Origin of the sequence: Glycocaulis sp., assembly GCF_050485565.1 — a bacterium.
In the GTDB taxonomy this organism is placed as follows: Bacteria; Pseudomonadota; Alphaproteobacteria; order Caulobacterales; family Maricaulaceae; genus Glycocaulis.
Genome location: NZ_JBJHBQ010000012.1, coordinates 40,571 through 57,490 on the forward strand (window position 1 = coordinate 40,571; position 16,920 = coordinate 57,490).

The 16,920-nt window shown below is 63.0% G+C and carries 16 protein-coding genes; 7 read left to right on the forward strand and 9 right to left on the reverse strand.

Features of this window, described 5'->3' with window-relative positions; all coding sequences use genetic code 11:
* The first annotated feature begins 1 nt into the window (after position 1).
* From murJ to ACQ5ID_RS12570, 4 genes are all read left to right on the forward strand, one after another.
* Positions 2 to 1,603 carry a murein biosynthesis integral membrane protein MurJ gene (murJ, locus tag ACQ5ID_RS12555; RefSeq protein WP_429912780.1) on the forward strand — a complete coding sequence of 534 codons (1,602 nt, stop codon included), beginning with the start codon at positions 2 to 4 and terminating at the stop codon, positions 1,601 to 1,603.
* A 105-nt stretch (positions 1,604 to 1,708) separates the two neighbouring features.
* Positions 1,709 to 2,746, forward strand: coding sequence for a tryptophan--tRNA ligase (gene trpS, locus ACQ5ID_RS12560; protein WP_429912781.1), 1,038 nt, complete (start codon positions 1,709 to 1,711; stop codon positions 2,744 to 2,746).
* Positions 2,724 to 2,918 carry a hypothetical protein gene (locus ACQ5ID_RS12565; RefSeq protein ID WP_429912782.1) on the forward strand — a complete coding sequence of 65 codons (195 nt, stop codon included), beginning with the start codon at positions 2,724 to 2,726 and terminating at the stop codon, positions 2,916 to 2,918. The genes trpS and ACQ5ID_RS12565 overlap by 23 nt, the downstream gene beginning before the upstream one ends.
* A complete protein-coding gene (locus ACQ5ID_RS12570) occupies positions 2,915 to 3,493 on the forward strand; it encodes a copper chaperone PCu(A)C (RefSeq protein WP_429912783.1) in 579 nt (192 codons plus the stop codon). The genes ACQ5ID_RS12565 and ACQ5ID_RS12570 overlap by 4 nt, the downstream gene beginning before the upstream one ends.
* 96 nt (positions 3,494 to 3,589) lie before the next feature.
* Here the strand turns inward: ACQ5ID_RS12570 and lepA are convergent, their stop codons facing one another.
* Positions 3,590 to 5,398, reverse strand: a complete 1,809-nt coding sequence (gene lepA, locus ACQ5ID_RS12575) for a translation elongation factor 4 (RefSeq protein WP_429912784.1) — start codon at positions 5,396 to 5,398, stop codon at positions 3,590 to 3,592.
* A 146-nt stretch (positions 5,399 to 5,544) separates the two neighbouring features.
* Here lepA and ACQ5ID_RS12580 point away from each other — a divergent pair, with 146 nt between their 5' ends.
* Entirely contained in the window at positions 5,545 to 6,006 is a 462-nt protein-coding gene (locus ACQ5ID_RS12580; RefSeq protein WP_429912785.1) for a BLUF domain-containing protein, read from the forward strand.
* Positions 6,007 to 6,162: 156 nt separating this feature from the next.
* A complete protein-coding gene (locus tag ACQ5ID_RS12585) occupies positions 6,163 to 6,804 on the forward strand; it encodes a DUF1134 domain-containing protein (protein ID WP_429912786.1) in 642 nt (213 codons plus the stop codon).
* Positions 6,805 to 6,856: 52 nt separating this feature from the next.
* On the opposite strand, the gene pheT is transcribed toward ACQ5ID_RS12585, so the two are convergent.
* The 8 genes from pheT to ACQ5ID_RS12625 form a co-directional block, all read right to left on the reverse strand.
* Positions 6,857 to 9,250 (reverse strand): phenylalanine--tRNA ligase subunit beta, encoded by a 2,394-nt coding sequence (gene pheT, locus ACQ5ID_RS12590; protein ID WP_429912787.1) that lies wholly within the window; start codon positions 9,248 to 9,250, stop codon positions 6,857 to 6,859.
* Positions 9,251 to 9,262: 12 nt separating this feature from the next.
* On the reverse strand, positions 9,263 to 10,336 hold the full coding sequence (gene pheS / locus ACQ5ID_RS12595) for a phenylalanine--tRNA ligase subunit alpha (protein WP_429912814.1): 1,074 nt from the start codon (positions 10,334 to 10,336) through the stop codon (positions 9,263 to 9,265).
* 192 nt (positions 10,337 to 10,528) lie between these two features.
* On the reverse strand, positions 10,529 to 10,888 hold the full coding sequence (gene rplT, locus ACQ5ID_RS12600) for a 50S ribosomal protein L20 (RefSeq protein WP_429912788.1): 360 nt from the start codon (positions 10,886 to 10,888) through the stop codon (positions 10,529 to 10,531).
* Positions 10,889 to 10,932: 44 nt separating this feature from the next.
* Positions 10,933 to 11,136 (reverse strand): 50S ribosomal protein L35, encoded by a 204-nt coding sequence (gene rpmI / locus ACQ5ID_RS12605; protein ID WP_371392981.1) that lies wholly within the window; start codon positions 11,134 to 11,136, stop codon positions 10,933 to 10,935.
* A gap of 162 nt (positions 11,137 to 11,298) precedes the next feature.
* On the reverse strand, positions 11,299 to 13,074 hold the full coding sequence (locus tag ACQ5ID_RS12610; RefSeq protein ID WP_429912789.1) for a hypothetical protein: 1,776 nt from the start codon (positions 13,072 to 13,074) through the stop codon (positions 11,299 to 11,301).
* Positions 13,075 to 13,219: 145 nt separating this feature from the next.
* Positions 13,220 to 13,759, reverse strand: a complete 540-nt coding sequence (gene infC, locus ACQ5ID_RS12615) for a translation initiation factor IF-3 (protein WP_429912815.1) — start codon at positions 13,757 to 13,759, stop codon at positions 13,220 to 13,222.
* A 145-nt stretch (positions 13,760 to 13,904) separates the two neighbouring features.
* Positions 13,905 to 14,891: a glycosyltransferase family 9 protein gene (locus ACQ5ID_RS12620; protein ID WP_429912790.1), complete on the reverse strand. Its 987-nt coding sequence runs from the start codon at positions 14,889 to 14,891 to the stop codon at positions 13,905 to 13,907.
* Positions 14,888 to 16,045 (reverse strand): glycosyltransferase family 4 protein, encoded by a 1,158-nt coding sequence (locus ACQ5ID_RS12625; RefSeq protein WP_429912791.1) that lies wholly within the window; start codon positions 16,043 to 16,045, stop codon positions 14,888 to 14,890. Before ACQ5ID_RS12625 ends, ACQ5ID_RS12620 begins: the two co-directional genes overlap by 4 nt.
* A 113-nt stretch (positions 16,046 to 16,158) precedes the next feature.
* Between ACQ5ID_RS12625 and ACQ5ID_RS12630 the strand changes: the two genes are divergently transcribed.
* Positions 16,159 to 16,914, forward strand: coding sequence for an alpha/beta fold hydrolase (locus tag ACQ5ID_RS12630; protein WP_429912792.1), 756 nt, complete (start codon positions 16,159 to 16,161; stop codon positions 16,912 to 16,914).
* Positions 16,915 to 16,920 lie beyond the last annotated feature (6 nt).

The window sequence follows — 16,920 nt, forward strand, 5'->3', positions numbered from 1 at the left end:
GATGCGGCTCTTACGCAATCTGGGGGTTATCAGCATCCTCACCCTGGTCAGCCGGGTAGCCGGGCTGGCCCGCGAGATTCTCACCGCTGCGCGCCTCGGTGCCGGGCCGGTGGCCGATACTTTCTTCCAGGCGATGACCATTCCCAACACCTTCCGCCGGGTGCTGGCCGAGGGGGCGTTCAACGCCGCGTTCGTGCCGCTTTATGCGCGCCAGCTAGAAGAGAAAGACCGGGCGGAGGCTGACCGGTTTGCCTCTGAAGCCCTGTCCTTCATGGCGACATTCACGACGCTTCTCGTCATCGCCTTTCAGATATTCGCGCCCTGGCTGGCCTATATCTTCTTTCCCGGCCGGATAGGTGATCCCGATGGCATGATGCTGGCCGTCCTGCTGTTGCAGATCATGATGCCCTACCTGCTGGCCATGGTGGTGACGGCGCTGATCTCCGGCGGGCTGAACAGTAATGGCAAGTTCGCCGCGGCAGCCGGCGCGCCGGTCCTGCTCAATATCGCCATGATCGGTGTTTTGCTGTTCGACCTTGGACCGCCTGAAGAGCTGGTCATCTGGCTGGCCGCTTCAGTAACGGCATCGGGCGTGATGCAGGTGGCGCTGTTATGGACGGCGGCCATGCGGGCCAAGCTGCACTTACGCCTCCTGCCGCCAAAACTGACCCCGCGGGTAAAGCGCCTCATCGCGCTTGGTATTCCCGGCGCGCTGGCGGCCAGCGCGATGCAGGTCAATATCGTTGTCACCTCCTCCATCGCCACGCTGGAGGAGGGTGCGCGGTCCTGGCTCAATTATGCCGAGCGGCTCTATCAGCTGCCTCTGGGGATGATCGGGATTGCGATGGGGATTGCCCTTCTACCCAATCTGACCCGCCGCTTCCGCTCCGGTGATGAGAAGGGCGGGCACTTTGCCATGAACCGGGCGATTGAAATCGCGCTGGCGCTGACCCTGCCGGCCTCCTTTGCCTTTCTGGCCATCCCGGAGCTGATTACGGCCGGGCTTTACCAGCGCGGCGAGTTTACTCGGCTGGACACGTCCAACACCGCGATCGTGCTGGCCATTGCCGGGCTGGGCCTGCCTGCTTTCGTTCTGGTGAAAGTATTGGCGCCGGGCTTTTTCGCCCGTGAGGACACCAGAACCCCGATGCGCTTTGCGCTGGCCGCCGTGGCGGTGAATTTCGTGCTTGCCCTCACCCTGTTCTTTGGCGGGCTGGGCTTTATCGGCCTTGCCATAGCGTCGAGCCTGGCTGGCTGGGTCAATGCGGGCCTGCTGGCGATCACGCTGAGGGCGCGCGGGCTGTTGCATATTGATAAGCGGCTGATGACGGCGATGCCGCGCCTGCTGCTGGCCTCACTCATCATGGCAGGCACGGTCTGGCTATTGTCTGGCCTGGTACCCGGCCTGGTGGCAGCGGCCCTGCCCATGCTGGGGCTGAGCTGGCAGACTCTGATCAGTCTCGGCCTTGTCGTTTTCGCCGGACTGGCCGTTTTTGGCGGTGCGGGACTGGCGCTGGGGGCGATAAAGCCTTCTGAACTCGCCGAGGCGCTAAAGCCACAGCGGACCAGCAAAACCCTGCCCGCCAGCGATAGCCGCGATTAACGCCGCGCCTGCGCCTTGAGCCTGACCGTCAGCGCCGCTAAACCGGCGCCTCCTGCAGGTTTGTCTGCGGATCCTTCCGGCCTCCTTCATTTCGAGCACCTGCCCATGAGCGACACCCCCACCGATTACAAAGGCCCTGAGCGTATCCTGTCGGGCATGCAGCCGACCGGCGCGCTGCATCTTGGCAATTATCTGGGGGCGCTGAAGAACTGGGTGGCGCTGCAGGAGCGCGGCATGCCCTGCTTCTACTGCGTGGTGGACATGCACGCCATGACCATGCCGCACGATCCGGCCGCCCTGCCCGATGCTGTGCGCAACGTGGCAGCCGCCTATCTCGCCGCAGGCGTGGACCCGTCGCGCAGCGCCGTCTTTGCCCAGTCATCGGTGCGCGAACATGCGGAGCTGGCCTGGATTTTCAACTGTGTGGCCCGGCTGGGCTGGCTGGAGCGCATGACCCAGTTCAAGGACAAGGCGGGCAAGGACGCCGAGCGCGCGAGCGTGGGCCTGTTCACCTATCCCGTCCTGCAGGCCGCTGACATCCTCGTCTACAAGGCAACCCATGTGCCGGTGGGCGAAGACCAGAAGCAGCATCTGGAGTTGTCGCGCGACATTGCCGCGCGCTTCAACCGCGACTTTGGCAAGGGCGAGGCGGTGTTCCCGCTGCCGGAACCCGTCATCATGCCCGACGGCGCGCGCATCATGTCGCTCAAGGACGGCAGTGCGAAAATGTCGAAATCCGACGCAAGCGACAATTCACGCATCAATCTGGCTGACGATGCCGACGCAATTGCGCGCAAGATCAAGAAGGCCAAGACCGATCCGGAAGCCCTGCCAGCAAGCGTGAAGGAGCTGGAAGGCCGCCCGGAAGCGAAGAATCTCGTCGGCATCTATGCGGCGCTGACCGGCACCAGCAGCCAGGCCGTGCTGGACGAGTTTGGCGGTCAGGGCTTTGGCGTGTTCAAGCCGCGCCTGGCCGAAGTGGCGGTAGAGTTCCTCAGCCCCATTTCAGACACTTATGCGCGCCTTCTGTCTGACCGCGCCGAGATCGACCGCATCCTCGCCGCAGGGGCCGAAAAGGCCCGTGCGGTGGCCGCACCTGTGATCGCCGAGGCGCGTGATCTTGTGGGCTATTGGCGCGGCTGATCGCCGCGAGGGCCACGAAATTTTCCTGCAGGGCTTGCCTGCCGGGCCGGCGCGCGACACCTATATGGACGATGCGCGCATTGGTCCTCGCGGGCGCGGCCAGACCCGTCAGCGCGCAAGGCCCTGCCGTCCTGTACCGTTTCACGCCAGCCCTCTGGAGATATTGAAATGACGCTTATCCGTACCCCTGCCTCTCCCGCCACGGCCACCCGGCTGGGCGCTGTCTCGCTGGCTGCACTGCTGCTGGCAGCCTGCGGTGACGCGGCTGCTCCGGGGAGCGTAGATGAGGTGCCCGAAACCACCCCCGCCGCTCACGAGGCCGAGCCTGCCAGCGATATACAGGATGCAGCGCCGGAAGTGGCCGCGCCCGAGCTGCTCTCCGGCTGGGTACGCACCCCGCCTGCGGGCCGCGATGTCACGGCAGGCTATGTCTCCTTGCGCGCAGGCGCAGAGGACGACCAGCTGGTCGGCGCCAGCTCGCCCATCGCATCGCGCGTGGAGCTCCACACGATGGAGGATGATGGCGAGGTGATGCGCATGCGTCAGGTGGAAGCCATTGACCTGCCGGCAGGCGAAACGGTCGCCCTTGCTCCGGGCGGCGATCATCTGATGATTTTCGGCGTCGATACCGCAAGCCTTGATGGCGAGGTGGAGATGACGCTGGAATTTGCCAGCGGGGCTGCAAGCACGGTGCGCCTGCCGCTGAGCTTCACCGCGCCGGAAGCGGACGCGGGAAGCGCCGAATAAGACGCCAGCCCAACTGACCCTCAAGCTATATGAAAACGCCGCCGGACACGATCCGGCGGCGTTTTTGTGTTGAGAAGGGTGGGATCGGTCTTACCCCTAATCCCCATCCATCTTCAGGGCGGCGATAAAGGCTTCCTGCGGGATTTCGACCCGGCCGAACTGGCGCATCTTCTTCTTGCCGGCTTTTTGCTTGTCGAGAAGCTTGCGCTTGCGGCTGGCATCACCGCCATAGCATTTGGCCGTCACGTCCTTGCGCAGCGCGGAGAGGGTTTCGCGCGCGATCACGCGGCCGCCAATGGCTGCCTGGATCGGGATTTTGAACATGTGCCGGGGGATCAGCTCTTTGAGCTTCTCGCACATGCCCCGGCCGCGCATTTCGGCGCGCGCGCGGTGCACGATCATGGAGAGCGCGTCGACCGGCTCTTCATTGACGAGGATCGACATTTTTACGAGGTCGCCCTCGCGGTGGTCGACGAACTGGTAGTCGAAGCTGGCATAGCCCTTGGTGACGGATTTCAGCCGGTCGTAGAAGTCAAACACCACCTCGTTGAGCGGCAGCTCATAGACCAGCATGGCCCGGCTGCCCGCATAGGTGAGCTCTTTCTGGATGCCGCGCCGGTCTTCGCACAGCTTCAAGACGCCGCCCAGATACTCGTCCGGCACCAGTATCGTCGCCTTGATCCAGGGTTCGGCGATGGTGTCGATGCGCACGGGGTCTGGCATATCGGCGGGGTTATGCAGATCGATCACCTCGCCATCGGTCATCTTGATCTTGTAGATCACGGACGGGGCGGTGGTGATGAGGTCTACATCATATTCGCGCTCCAGCCGCTCGCGGATGACCTCCAGATGCAACAGCCCCAGGAAACCACAGCGGAAGCCGAAGCCGAGCGCGGCGCTGGTTTCCATCTCGAAGCTGAACGAGGCGTCGTTGAGCGCCAGACGCTCCACCGCATCGCGCAAATCTTCAAAATCATTGGCATCCACAGGGAAGAGCCCGCAGAACACGACCGGAATGGCGGGCTTGAAGCCCGGCAGCATGGATGAGGTGGGGCGCTTTTCCTCGGTGACCGTGTCACCGACGCGCGCATCGCGCACCTGCTTGATCGAGGCGTTGAGAAAGCCGATCTCGCCCGGACCCAGCGAGTCCACATTCACCTTTGTGGGCCGGAACACGCCGACGCCGTCCACATTATAGTTCGCGCCGGTGCCCATCAGGCGCACGCGCATGCCTTTTTTCAGTGTGCCCTCATGGATGCGCACCAGGCAGATCACGCCCAGATAGGCGTCATACCAGCTATCCACGAGCAGGGCCTTGAGCGGGGCATCGGGATCGCCAGCCGCCGGCGCGGGCAGGCGGTGCACGATGGCTTCGAGCACGTCCTCAATGCCAAGGCCGGTCTTGGCGGAGATTTCCAGCGCATCATGCGCCTCAATGCCGATCACATCCTCGATCTGGGCGCGCACCCGGTCGGGTTCGGCGGCCGGCAGGTCGATCTTGTTGAGCACCGGCACGATATCGAGATCAACCTCGATGGCGGCATAGACATTGGCCAGTGTCTGGGCTTCCACCCCTTGTGCCGCGTCCACGACCAGCAGCGCGCCTTCGCACGCCGAGAGCGAGCGCGAGACTTCGTAGGCGAAGTCCACATGGCCGGGCGTGTCGATCAGGTTCAGGACGTATTTCTCGCCATTGCGCGCGGTGTAATCCAGGCGCACGGTCTGCGCCTTGATGGTGATGCCGCGCTCACGCTCCAGCTCCATATTATCGAGCACCTGCTCCTTCATCTCACGGTTGGACAGCCCGCCCGTCACCTGAATCAGGCGGTCGGCCAGCGTCGATTTGCCGTGGTCGATATGGGCCACGATGGAGAAATTGCGGATATTGGCGGGATTGGTGCTCATGGGCGGGGAAGTAGCACCGCAAGGGCCTTGCGCCAAGGGCATTAGGCGGCACGGCACGCGGGACTTTAAATCGTCACGATTTGCGGCTTATCTGTTACCGGGATCGGGTGTGACAGGGGGCGAGAGTCCGCCCGACAAGGATATCCATGAATATTTCGCGCCTGGTGTATGTCAGCACGGCCCGTCCGGACCTTATGCTGACCGATATTGATGCCATTGTGGACACGGCCCGTGCCCGTAACGAAGCAGAGGGCATCACCGGCCTTTTGATATTTAACGGCTTCAATTTCATGCAATTGCTCGAAGGCCCGCCCGAAAGCGTGGAGCGGGTATTTGCCTCCATCTGCAAGGATACGCGCCATAGCGGCGTTGTGCGCATCCTGTCGGCCAGCGCCGGGGACCGGGTATTTGGCGGCTGGGCCATGGCCTATGCCCGTACCGGCGCCGGTCACGGCGCGGGCGCGTTCGCGCTGACCACAGATGCACTCAGGGCCTATCTGCCAGAAGAGCTGCCGACCGATCTGCACATGCTGCTGGTCAGCTTCAACACCATGTCGGCCTTCGATGTCCGCCCGCCCGCAGGCGACGACATCCAGCCCGCGCAATAGCGGAACGAACGGCAAGGCCTGCGCATTCTCCCTTCAGGCCTGCCAGTGCCTCGTGTCCTTAATTGCGCCTTAACCAAGGCGCAGCATGGATGGATGGAAGGGGCCTGACAGGTGGTGGGCCGGTCCCGGCCCTGCCCGTCTTTCGCGGAGATTACCATGATGCGCCTTACCTCGATTTCCAGCCGTGATGTCCGGCTTGCGGCCATTGCCGCTGCTTTTGGCATGGTCATGGCTGCCTGTGCCTCGGCTCCGGCCAATACCGCGCAAAGCCACAACGCCGCTGAGCCGGACGCGCAAGTCCAGTCCGAGCGCGAAACCTATACCAGCACCGAGATCGTTGAAGCGGTGTCGGACTTTTTCGGCGTAACGGCTGAAGCCGCCGGTGTTCTGGTGGAGCGCATCTTCTCCGATCTGGGCGAGCCGGTCGGCTATATCATCGGTGAAGAGGCATCCGGCGCGGTCGGTGTCGGCCTGCGTTATGGCCAGGGCGATATGGTCCTGCGCGGCGAGACCGGCACCCAGCGGGTTTACTGGCAGGGACCCTCGGTCGGGTTTGATGCCGGCGGCAATGCCAGCCGGGTCTTCACCCTCGTCTATAATCTCGACAGTCCTGACCGGATCTATCAGCGCTTTCCGGGTGTTGAAGGCACGGCCTATTTCGTGGCCGGGATGGGCGTGAACTATCAGCGCGCCGATTACATCACGCTCGCCCCGATCCGCTCCGGCGTCGGTTTCCGCGCCGGTGCGAATGTGGGCTATCTGGCCTATTCGCGCCGCCGCAATATCCTGCCCTTCTAGGCAAGCAAATCCCCCGCCCAAGGGCGGGGGATTTGCTTGCCTGAACAGGCCATCAGCCTCTCAGCTTTGCGCCCTGCTTTTCAGCCGCCGCGATGATGCGCTTTGACACCGCGTCGATCTCCGCGTCGGTGAGCGTCTTGTCGGTTGGCTGAAGGGTAATTTCCACCGCCAGCGAGACATGGCCCTCCGGCACGCCCTTGCCCGCATAGCGGTCAAACAGCGCCACATCCGAGATGAGCTGCTTGTCAGCCCCGGCGAGCGCACGCAGGAGATCGCCTGCGGGCACGCTATCCGGCGTGAGGAAGGCAAAGTCGCGCCGTACCGCCATCAGATCGGAGACCTGCAAGGCGGGACGCGATTTCAGTCCCTTCGCCTTCGAGGCCGGGACGATATCAAGGAAGATCTCAGCCGCCAGCACCCGGCCCTCAACGCCGAGGGTTTTGAGGACACCGGGGTGGATCTCGCCAAATTCGGCGAGGACATTTTTCGGACCCAGACGTAATACGCCCGACCGTCCAGGATGCCACCAGGAGCGCGCTTCGGGCGCAGCCTGCAGATTGGCAACCGGCGCGCCAGCCGCCTCCAGCAAGGCCAGCGCATCGGCCTTGGCGTCGAACACGTCCGGCTTGCTGGCGCCCTTCCAGTCGCGGACGGTTTCGGCCTGGCGAACCAGTGACACCACGGTGCGCTGCCCGGTGGGGCTATCATCCAGATAGATCGGCCCGGCCTCGAAATAGCGCGGATCGGCCAGCCCCTTGTCGAGGCTTTTCTGCAAGGACAGGAGGAGATGGATCAGCGCGGTGGGGCGCATCACATCCAGCTCCGAGGAAATCGGATTGGCCAGCTTCAGCCCCGCCCCGTGACCGCCAAAGAGAGCCGCCTGATCTTCCCGGCAGAAAGACCAGGTGACAGCCTCCTGATACCCCCTATTGGCCGCAGCCCGGCGCGCAGCACGTACCCGGTTCTGCATTGGGGTGGCGGGTGCCTCGAAGCGGCCAGCAGGGCGCTTCAGGCTGGTTGCTGGCAGGCGGTCATAGCCCTCGATACGGGCCACTTCCTCGATCAGGTCTGCGCCCTGGGTACAATCACGCCGCCAGCTCGGCACGGTCACTGTCCATACCGGGCCTGCCCGATCCACGCCAAAGCCCAGAGCGGTGAGAATGTTGGCGATACGGTCATGCGACATGTCGAGACCGGTCAGACGGCCCACGCGCACAGGATCGAACTGAATCGGTGCCGGATCAGCCGGAATTTCGCCCGCCACATAAATTTCAGACGCTTCGCCCCCGCACAGCTCCAGGATCAAGCGGGTGGCGAGCTCCAGACCGGGGAGGACGGAACCGGTATCCACGCCGCGCTCAAAACGATAGCGCGCATCGGAGATGATGCCTGTCTCACGACCGGTCGTGCGGATTATGGATGGCTCAAACCAGGCGCTTTCGATGAAGACGTCAACGGTAGTGCCAGAGCAGCCGGAGTACTCGCCGCCCATGACGCCGCCAAGGCCGAGACACCGTGCATCATCAGCAATGACACAGTGATGGGCGTGCGGGTCATACTCGCGGCCATCGAGCGCTTCGAAGCGGTCTGACTCGCCATGGCCCATTCTAGCACGAATGGTCGTTCCGATCTTGGAGAGATCATAGACATGCAAAGGACGCGCGCGCTCATGCGAGATCAGATTGGTGATATCAGCGAGCGTATTGATGGGCCGGAGGCCAATGGCTTTGAGGCGCTTTTGCAGCCATTCCGGGGACGGACCATTCTTTACGCCCCGAACCACCCGGCCCGCAAACACGGGGCAGGCTTCGGGCCATGCGGTCTCGATTGTAACCGGGCAGGGGAAAGCCCCCTTCACCGGCGCAATTTCGGTATCCTTGAATGTGCCGACACCGGCGGCGGCAAGATCACGGGCAATGCCGTGCACGCCCAGCCAGTCAGGCCGGTTCGGCGTCACTTCAAAGTCGATGACAGGATCATTGAGGCCCAGCGCCTCGGCGGCCGGTGTGCCGACGGCCCAGTCGCCTTTCAGGTCGGCAATGCCGTCATGGTCCTCGCCGGCTTCCAGCTCCTTGGTGGAGCAGAGCATGCCATGGCTTTCCACGCCGCGGATCTTGCGCGGCTTGGCATCAAGTGCAAAGTCGAGGCCGGGAATATAGGCGCCCAGCGGCGCATAGATGGCCGTCATGCCTGCGCGCGCATTCGGCGCACCGCAGACGATCTGCTTGACGCCATCGACCGTTTCCACCGTGCAGACGCGCAGCTTGTCCGCGTCCGGGTGCGGCTGCGCATCTTTCACGTGGGCAACCGTGAACGCGGCCAGCCGGTCGGCGGGATTGTCGATGTGCTCGATCTCGAGACCCGCCATCGTCATCGCATCGGCGATTTCGGAAAGGCTCTTGTCGGTCTCAAGATGTTCCTTGAGCCAGGAGAGGGTGAATTTCATGGGTGCAGTCTCCTAGCTCAGTCCGGTCGCGAGGTTCGCCTGCAGAAGCGGCGAGAAGCCATAATGGGAAAGCCAGCGCGGGTCCGGCTCGAAGAAGGGGCGCAGATCACTCATCCCGTATTTCAGCATGGCAAGACGGTCGACGCCCATGCCGAAGGCAAAGCCCTGATAGACATCCGGGTCCAGCCCGCACGCCTTGATGACATTGGGATGCACCATGCCGCAGCCGAGAATCTCCAGCCATTTATCGCCGGAGCCGACCTTTACGGCATCGCCCACGCGCTCATAGCGCACATCCATCTCCGCGCTCGGCTCAGTGAAGGGGAAGTGGTGGGGGCGAAAACGCACCTCCACCTCATCGGTCTCGAAAAAGGCCGCGATGAAGTCGATGAGGCAGCCTTTCAGGTGACCCATATGGGTATCCTTGTCGATCACGAGGCCCTCGACCTGATGGAACATAGGCGTGTGGGTCTGATCCCAATCACAGCGATAGACCCGGCCCGGCGCGATGATGCGCACAGGCGGCTGCGAATTCATCAGCGTGCGGATCTGCACCGGCGAGGTGTGGGTGCGCAGGAGCTTCGCCGTCCCGTCCTCGCCCTTCTCCATGAAGAAGGTGTCGTGGGTGTCGCGCGCAGGGTGATCCGCCGGGAAGTTGAGCGCGGTGAAGTTATGAAAATCATCCTCCACATCCGGACCTTCGGCGACGGCAAAGCCCATATCGGCGAAAATCACGGCCAGCTCTTCCATCACCTGTGAAACGGGGTGCAGAGAGCCCTTGGGCGCGCGCGGGGCGGGCAGGGTGATATCGACGCGCTCAGTGCTCAGCGCTGCGTTGAGCGCTTCGGCCTCAAGAGCGGCCTTCTTCGCTTCAATAGCGGTGTTGAGGCGGTCCTTGACGCCGTTCAGCGCCGGGCCGAAGACTTTGCGCTCGTCCGGGCTCATACCACCCAGATCGCGCATTTTCAGGCTCAGCTCGCCCTTCTTGCCCAGGGCCGCAACGCGCACCTCGTCCAGCGCAGGCATGTCACCGGCCGCGTCCAGCGCCGCCATGTAGCGCGCTTCCAGCGCGGCAAGATCATCAATCGTCGTCATCGCTCGTTCCGTTTTTCCGGTGAGGCCCGTTACAGCCTTCAAAGAGTCAGGCGGGTCTTAGACCCTTTTGACGGGAAGGTTCAAACCCTGGCTTCAAGCGGACAGAAAAAAGCCCGCCTGCGGAGCTCGCAGGCGGGCTTTTTTGATCCGTAAAGGGGCTGGTTGCCAGCCCGGACCTGCCACTTACGCCTTGAGAGCCGAACGCGCCTGGTCAGCCAGGGCGGTAAAGGCTTCGGGCTCACGAATGGCGATATCGGAGAGAACCTTGCGGTCGAGCTCGATACCGGCCTTCTTGAGCCCGTTCATAAACGTGGCATAGGTCAGTTCGTTGAGGCGGGCAGCCGCATTGATGCGCTGAATCCAGAGAGCGCGGAAAGTGCGCTTCTTGGCGCGGCGGTCGCGGTAAGCGTACTGGCCGGCTTTCTCGACAGCCTGGTTGGCAGCACGGAATGTGTTCTTGCGGCGGCCATAATAGCCTTTGGCAGCCTTGATCACCTTGCGGTGACGGGCGTGGGAAGCGGGTCCTGCGGAAACGCGAGCCATGATATCAGTCCTTCAAACGTTGGGTATACGTACCGGCCAGCGCGTTAGCGGCTGTAGGGCAGGTAGTGTTGTTTCACGATCTTCGCGTCGGGCGCCGCCAGAGTGTCGGTGCCGCGCTTCTGGCGGATCTGCTTGGGCGTCCGCTTGATCATGCCGTGACGTTTGCCGGACTGGGCGGCCAGCACTTTGCCGGTCGCCGTTACCTTGAAGCGCTTCTTGGCGCCGCTTTTGGTCTTCATCTTCGACATTTCGGTCTCCTGATATGGGTGCCGGGCGCAAGGCGCGGCGAGCCGTTAACGGCCAGCAGGCATGTCGTGGGCCTGACTGACCGGACTAAAGAGCGCGTGGTTATACGCAAGAAGGCGCGAAACGCAAGCGTCTCACGCCTTCCGGCACACTTGTGCTCATTACTAGCGCGGGGCTTCGCCTTCGGCCACGTACAGCGTGGCCGGTGCTTCCTGCGCGCCGAACGTACCCGCATAGACATAATACATGCCCGGTTCGCCCGCCGGGAAGTTGATCCCGGCATTGAGGCCCACCGAACCGTCATCATCACAACGCCAACTGCCATCAGGCGTCATCACGGCCAGCGTGGTGTCGCGTTCGGCATCGAGATAGATGGTGAAAGGCAGCTCTCCGTCTGGCGTCCAGTTCACGATATAGCTGGGTTCCCGGCTGATATGGCCGACACAGTAATCATGGCTGTGAAAACCGGCCTGGAAGGCACGCAGCGGCCCGCCCGCCTGCAGCTCCGCCTCATAGGGCAGGTTGACCGTTGCCGGATCAAGGGTCACCGCGCCGAAAAGCGGCTCCAGCGTTGTATCCACCCGCATGGACACCGCATCAGCGCCCCACCCCGTTTCGGAGATGTAAACGGTGGCGGTGGATGTCTCGTCTGATGAGAAAGTGGCGACATAGATGTCGTAAACACCGCTGGACGCGCCATCGATCACAAGGCCGGGATCGAGATTGCCCGCACTGTCATCATCGCACCACCAGCCGCCATCTGGCGCGTTGACCAGAAGCAGGGTGTCGATATCGCTCGCCGCCGAGATGTAAAGCGGCTCTCCATTGCCTGTCCATGTCAGGCGCATGGTGGGCTCGCGCGTCATATGACCGTAGCAGAAGCCCTCGACGACCGTGTGGCCGGACGCCAGTGCCAGCTGGGCGTTTACAGGCCCGCCAACCCTGACTCCCATCGCGAACGGGTTGGGCGAAAAGCCCGTTTCCAGCCGGTAGCTGCCATCATGAGGCGTTCCTGATACATCCACCGAATTGTCGAGACCGGCATAGCCGATTTCAGAGACATGCAGCACGGCTGTCTGCTCGCCGATATCGCTGAATGTGCCAGCCCAGATGAGATAATCGCCCGATTGCGGCTCAGCGAAGGTCACGCCCGGATCAAGGCCGCCCGCGCCATCATCATCGCAATGCCAAGTGCCATCGGGCGCGCGAACGGCAATCGTGCCATCGCGCTCGCTCTCGGTGGAAATGTAAAGCTGGTAGCGGCCCGCGCGGTAAGTCAGGCGGGCGCTGGGCGCTTCTGACCCGAAACCGACACAGGCGGTACCAAGCGGGCCGAGGCGTACATCCCCGCCTTGCGAGACCTCGATGCTTGCCGGATCATTGCGGAAGCCCGCACGCAAGGACAGCGTCGTGGCAGGCGGCGCCTCGGCATTGACCGTACGGGCGAAGGGGTTGGCGGTGGAGTAGGCCAGCTCGGAAATATGCAAGGCGGTATCAGGATAACCCCCACCGGCAGAATAGGTGCCGACCCAGATCTCGTAAGCCCCGCTGGCAGGGCCTTCGACCGTGATGCCGGGGCCGAGATTGCCCGCACTGTCATCATCGCACAGCACCGTGCCATCAGGCGTGCGCACCGACATGGTGGTGTCGGTCTCTGACGCCGCCGAGAGCATGAGATCAAACACGTCGCCTGCATCTTCATAGGTCAGGACGAAGGTCGGGTCTTCGGTAATGAAGCCCACACAGCCCGAACCGCCCAGGCGCGAAGCGCGCATGGCACCGCCCGCCTGAACGGCAAATGTGCGCGGATCGTCGGGAAAGCCTGCAGAGAGGGTCACCGAGCCATGGCGGCCTTGCGCCTCGCCGTGCGGTGTCTGCGACAGGGCGGCAGGTGCAATGGCAAAAGCTGCCAGAACGCCAAAGGATACAAGATGTTTCATGAAAGATCCTCCTGCTGTGGATGCCATCAGCGTCCGACTCGCGGCAGGAGACTAGGCCCAAAAGGCCGGGCCTGCCTAGGCGCAAAAAAGCCGGCAGCACATGGGTGCCACCGGCTTTCAGAAATTATCAGGCAGACAGGACGCGTTAGCGCGGCGCCATCACCATAATCATCTGGCGGCCTTCAAGCTTGGGCTCGAACTCCACCTTTGCGATGTCGCCGAAATCGGCTTTCACGCGGTCGAAAATCACCATGCCGCGATCCTGGTGCGCCATTTCCCGGCCCCGGAAGCGCAAGGTGATCTTCACCTTGTCGCCGTCCTCGAAGAAGCGCCGCATGGACCGGGTTTTCACCTCATAGTCATGCGTATCGATATTCGGACGCATCTTTATCTCTTTGATATCCTGCGTCTTCTGCTTCTTGCGTGCTTCCGCCTTCTTCTTCTGCTCGGCATATTTCAGCTTGCCGAAATCGGCCAGCTTGCAGACAGGCGGGTTGGCGGTGGGTGAGACTTCAATAAGGTCGAGTCCTGCCTCGGCCGCAGCGTCCAGCGCGGCTTCAATCGGCATCTCGCCTTGTTTTTCGCCATTTTCGTCAATCAGGAGCACTCGCGGCACGCGAATGTCTCCGTTGATGCGCGGTCCGTCCTTCTTGACAGGCGGCGCGGCGTGGGGGCGTCGGGCTATGCGTCTTCTCCTGTTACAGCGCCGGACCGGAGAGGCTTGATCGGCTCCCGCTCCCGGCAAACAAAACTCTTCAATGGCGTCAACGCACGATATCGCGTTTCCGATGCATGCGCATATCGTGAGATGGCTGGTAAAATCAAGACATTCAGGCCGCTTCGGGGCTACGCGCAAAGCCGCCGGCCACCCGCATGGACTGCACGGCCTCGGCAACCGAAATCTGCGCAAGTGTCGGTGCGTGCATGAGAATCACGCTTTCCGGGCCGCGCGGAGACGCCATGTGAGGCGGTTCGGCGCCCGGATGGAACATGACAGCCGGGGAGCCGGCAGCGACGAGAAGATGCAAAAGATCCACATCCTCGCCAAAGGAAAAGCTGGCCTTGCGCCCCAGCCCTGCCAGCTGGACGAGGTTGGCGCGGCCCGTAAGGTCACGCGCGCCGGGTGTGACATGGGCGATATAGCGGCCGATCTCGCGCGTGGAAGGTCCACCGACAATGACCGGCTCAACACCCTGCTCTTTCAGCTCATGGGCCAGTGACGCCCAGCGGTCTTTCGGCCAGCGAAAAGCGGGCTGGAACTCGTCGCCCGCGGGCGCAAACAGGGCGTAGCGGCCCTGCAGGCCGAAATAGGCAGGCTCCAGCGTACGCGAGCGCTTGGCCACGAAATCAACCCAGTCGAGCATGGGCGGGGGCGCCTCGCCCAGCTGATGACCAGTGCGGCCGATACCGGCATTGCCAAGCCGGTCGGCCATCTGTTCGGCCGGATGGTCGGGTGATTTGGGGTCCGGCGCGCCATCGATCCACTGGCCGCGCGACAGGCGCATCGCGCCCTTCAGCTTGCGGGCAGCGTCCGAGCCGCACAGATCATAGACGAAATCAAACTTCGAGGCGCGGGCGAGCTTTACCCGTTCAAAGAAGCCCTTCTTGGCCGTATCGCGCAGGCTTGCCTCGACAGCGTTGAAATACGGGCAGTATTTCACCAGGCCCTCATATTCGGGCGTGGTCAGAAAGGTGATGCGCGCCTTGCGGTGATGCTCACGGATCAGACGCGCAGCCGCCATCATGCGCACGGTCGCACGCAGATCGCCTTCGTGGACGACCAGCACCTGTTCCTTTGGCGGCTCGTTCTCAATCATGGTTTATAGTCTAGAAGTTCCCGATATACCCGCAAGGTCGATCCCTGCAGCGCCTCGCGCGAATAATGGGCGATAACACGTTGGCGCGCCAAATGCCCGCGCAATTTTTTTGCCTCGGCGTCAAGATCGAGCACCGCCTTCATCTGCTCTGCCAGATCGGCGTCGCTTCCCGGCGCAAACAACCAGCCTGTTTGTGTGCCCGCAAGGATTTCCAGAGGACCGCCATGCGCCGCCGCGATCACCGGGCGTTCCATGGCCATGGCCTCGGCCAGCGTGCGGCCAAAGGCTTCCGGCTCAAGGGACGGGTTGATGACGATATCGGCGGCCATATAGGCGCGCGCCATGTCTGCAACATGGCCAGGCAATACCAGCGCCACGCCCGTTTCTGCCGCGTGGCTGCGCAACTGGTCGACATAGGCATCACGCCCTTGCGCATCACCGGCACACACCAGTACGGGTGCCGGGCCCGGCAGACGCCCGGCAAGGGCCGCCACCGCGTCAATGGCCAGCATCTGGCCTTTCCACGCCGTCAGGCGCGCGGGCAGCAGGATGACCGGTCCGCCCCGCCCGTCCAGCCAGGCTGAACGCAGGCTGTCAACTTCCAGCGGGTCTACGCGCGCTGGATCGAGCCGGGCCAGATCAACCCCGCGCGGAATGACATGCAGATGGGAGAGATCGGCGCGTTTCTCGGCCAGCACCTTGTAGTGCTCCGCCCGGACATGGTCGGCGATAAAGTGCGAGTTGGCGATAACCGCGTCGCCGCGCGCCATCACAGAATTGTAGAAGCGTTTCAGCCCGGTGCGGGCATTATACGTGCCGTGATAGGTCGTCACGAAGGGAATTTCCGCCCGCCGGGCAGCCTCCAGCCCGCTCCAGGCCGGTGCGCGCGACCGGGCATGGATGATGTCCACGCCGCGTTCGTGGGCCAGAGCGGCGAGGCGGCGCGAATTGGTCACGATGGTCAGCGGGTTCTTGGTCTTCATGTCGAGGCGGATCAGTTCACCGCCAACGGCGGCCAGCTCCTCTTCCATCCGCCCGCCAAGACTTGCCACCAGCGCTTCACCGCCCGAATCCACGATGGCCTGCGCGACATCAATCGTGGTGCGCTCGGCCCCGCCCGCTTCAAGCTCTGGAATCAGCTGGAGAATTTTCATGGGCGGGCTTTTTCCGGGTGAATGTGCGGCCAAGCGGTTGAACCATCGGGCCTGCGTCATAATGATGAGGCCAGTCAGGCGCAAACGCCAGCCCATACATAGAAGGTTCCCGCATGCCACAATTTCTTGACCGGGGCGATGGTGTCCGGCTCGCCTATGAGCGCCATTCCGGCAAGGGTCCGGGTATTGTCTGGCTGGGCGGGCTGCGCTCCGACATGGAAGGCACCAAGGCGCTGGCGCTCGATCAGTGGGCGCGCGCGCAGGGCCGGGCCTTTGTCCGCTTTGATTATTTCGCCCATGGCCAGTCTGGCGGCAGCTGGCGCGATGCCCGTATCGGCACCTGGCGCGAGGATGCGCTTCAGGTCATCGACACGCTGACCGAAGGACCGCTGGTGCTGGTTGGCTCGTCCATGGGCGCGTGGACCGCCCTGCTGGCGGCGCTGGCACGCCCTGAACGGGTGGCAGGGATGGTGCTGATAGCGCCTGCGCCTGACTTTACCGAGAAGCTGATGTGGGCGGGGTTTCCTGACAGTGTCCGTGACTCAATTCTGACGCGCGGAGAGTGGGCGCAGCCATCGGAGTATGGTGAACCGCTCATCATCACGCGCGGGCTGATCGAGGAGGCGCGTCAATGGCTGTTGCTGGACGGGCCGGTCCGGTTTGACGGACCCGTGCAGATATTACAGGGCATGGCCGACGCGGATGTGCCCTGGCAGCATGCGATAACGCTTGCCGGGTGCCTGACCTCCAGCGACGTGGCCGTGCATATCAGCAAGAGCGGCGATCACCGGCTGTCCACGCCCGCGGACATAGACAGGCTGGTCGCCAGCGTTGAAGCGCTGTGCCGTCAGATTGAAAAGACAGGATAAGGCCAG

Bases quoted from the DNA above. Each gene is read 5' to 3' on its own strand.
- murJ (WP_429912780.1), top strand. From the start codon at position 2: ATGCGGCTCTTACGCAATCTGGGGGTTATCAGCATCCTCACCCTGGTC.
- trpS (WP_429912781.1), top strand. From the start codon at position 1,709: ATGAGCGACACCCCCACCGATTACAAAGGCCCTGAGCGTATCCTGTCG.
- ACQ5ID_RS12570 (WP_429912783.1), top strand. From the start codon at position 2,915: ATGACGCTTATCCGTACCCCTGCCTCTCCCGCCACGGCCACCCGGCTG.
- lepA (WP_429912784.1), bottom strand. From the start codon at position 5,398: ATGAGCACCAATCCCGCCAATATCCGCAATTTCTCCATCGTGGCCCAT.
- ACQ5ID_RS12580 (WP_429912785.1), top strand. From the start codon at position 5,545: ATGAATATTTCGCGCCTGGTGTATGTCAGCACGGCCCGTCCGGACCTT.
- ACQ5ID_RS12585 (WP_429912786.1), top strand. From the start codon at position 6,163: ATGATGCGCCTTACCTCGATTTCCAGCCGTGATGTCCGGCTTGCGGCC.
- pheT (WP_429912787.1), bottom strand. From the start codon at position 9,250: ATGAAATTCACCCTCTCCTGGCTCAAGGAACATCTTGAGACCGACAAG.
- rplT (WP_429912788.1), bottom strand. From the start codon at position 10,888: ATGGCTCGCGTTTCCGCAGGACCCGCTTCCCACGCCCGTCACCGCAAG.
- rpmI (WP_371392981.1), bottom strand. From the start codon at position 11,136: ATGTCGAAGATGAAGACCAAAAGCGGCGCCAAGAAGCGCTTCAAGGTA.
- ACQ5ID_RS12610 (WP_429912789.1), bottom strand. From the start codon at position 13,074: ATGAAACATCTTGTATCCTTTGGCGTTCTGGCAGCTTTTGCCATTGCA.
- ACQ5ID_RS12620 (WP_429912790.1), bottom strand. From the start codon at position 14,891: ATGATTGAGAACGAGCCGCCAAAGGAACAGGTGCTGGTCGTCCACGAA.
- ACQ5ID_RS12625 (WP_429912791.1), bottom strand. From the start codon at position 16,045: ATGAAAATTCTCCAGCTGATTCCAGAGCTTGAAGCGGGCGGGGCCGAG.
- ACQ5ID_RS12630 (WP_429912792.1), top strand. From the start codon at position 16,159: ATGCCACAATTTCTTGACCGGGGCGATGGTGTCCGGCTCGCCTATGAG.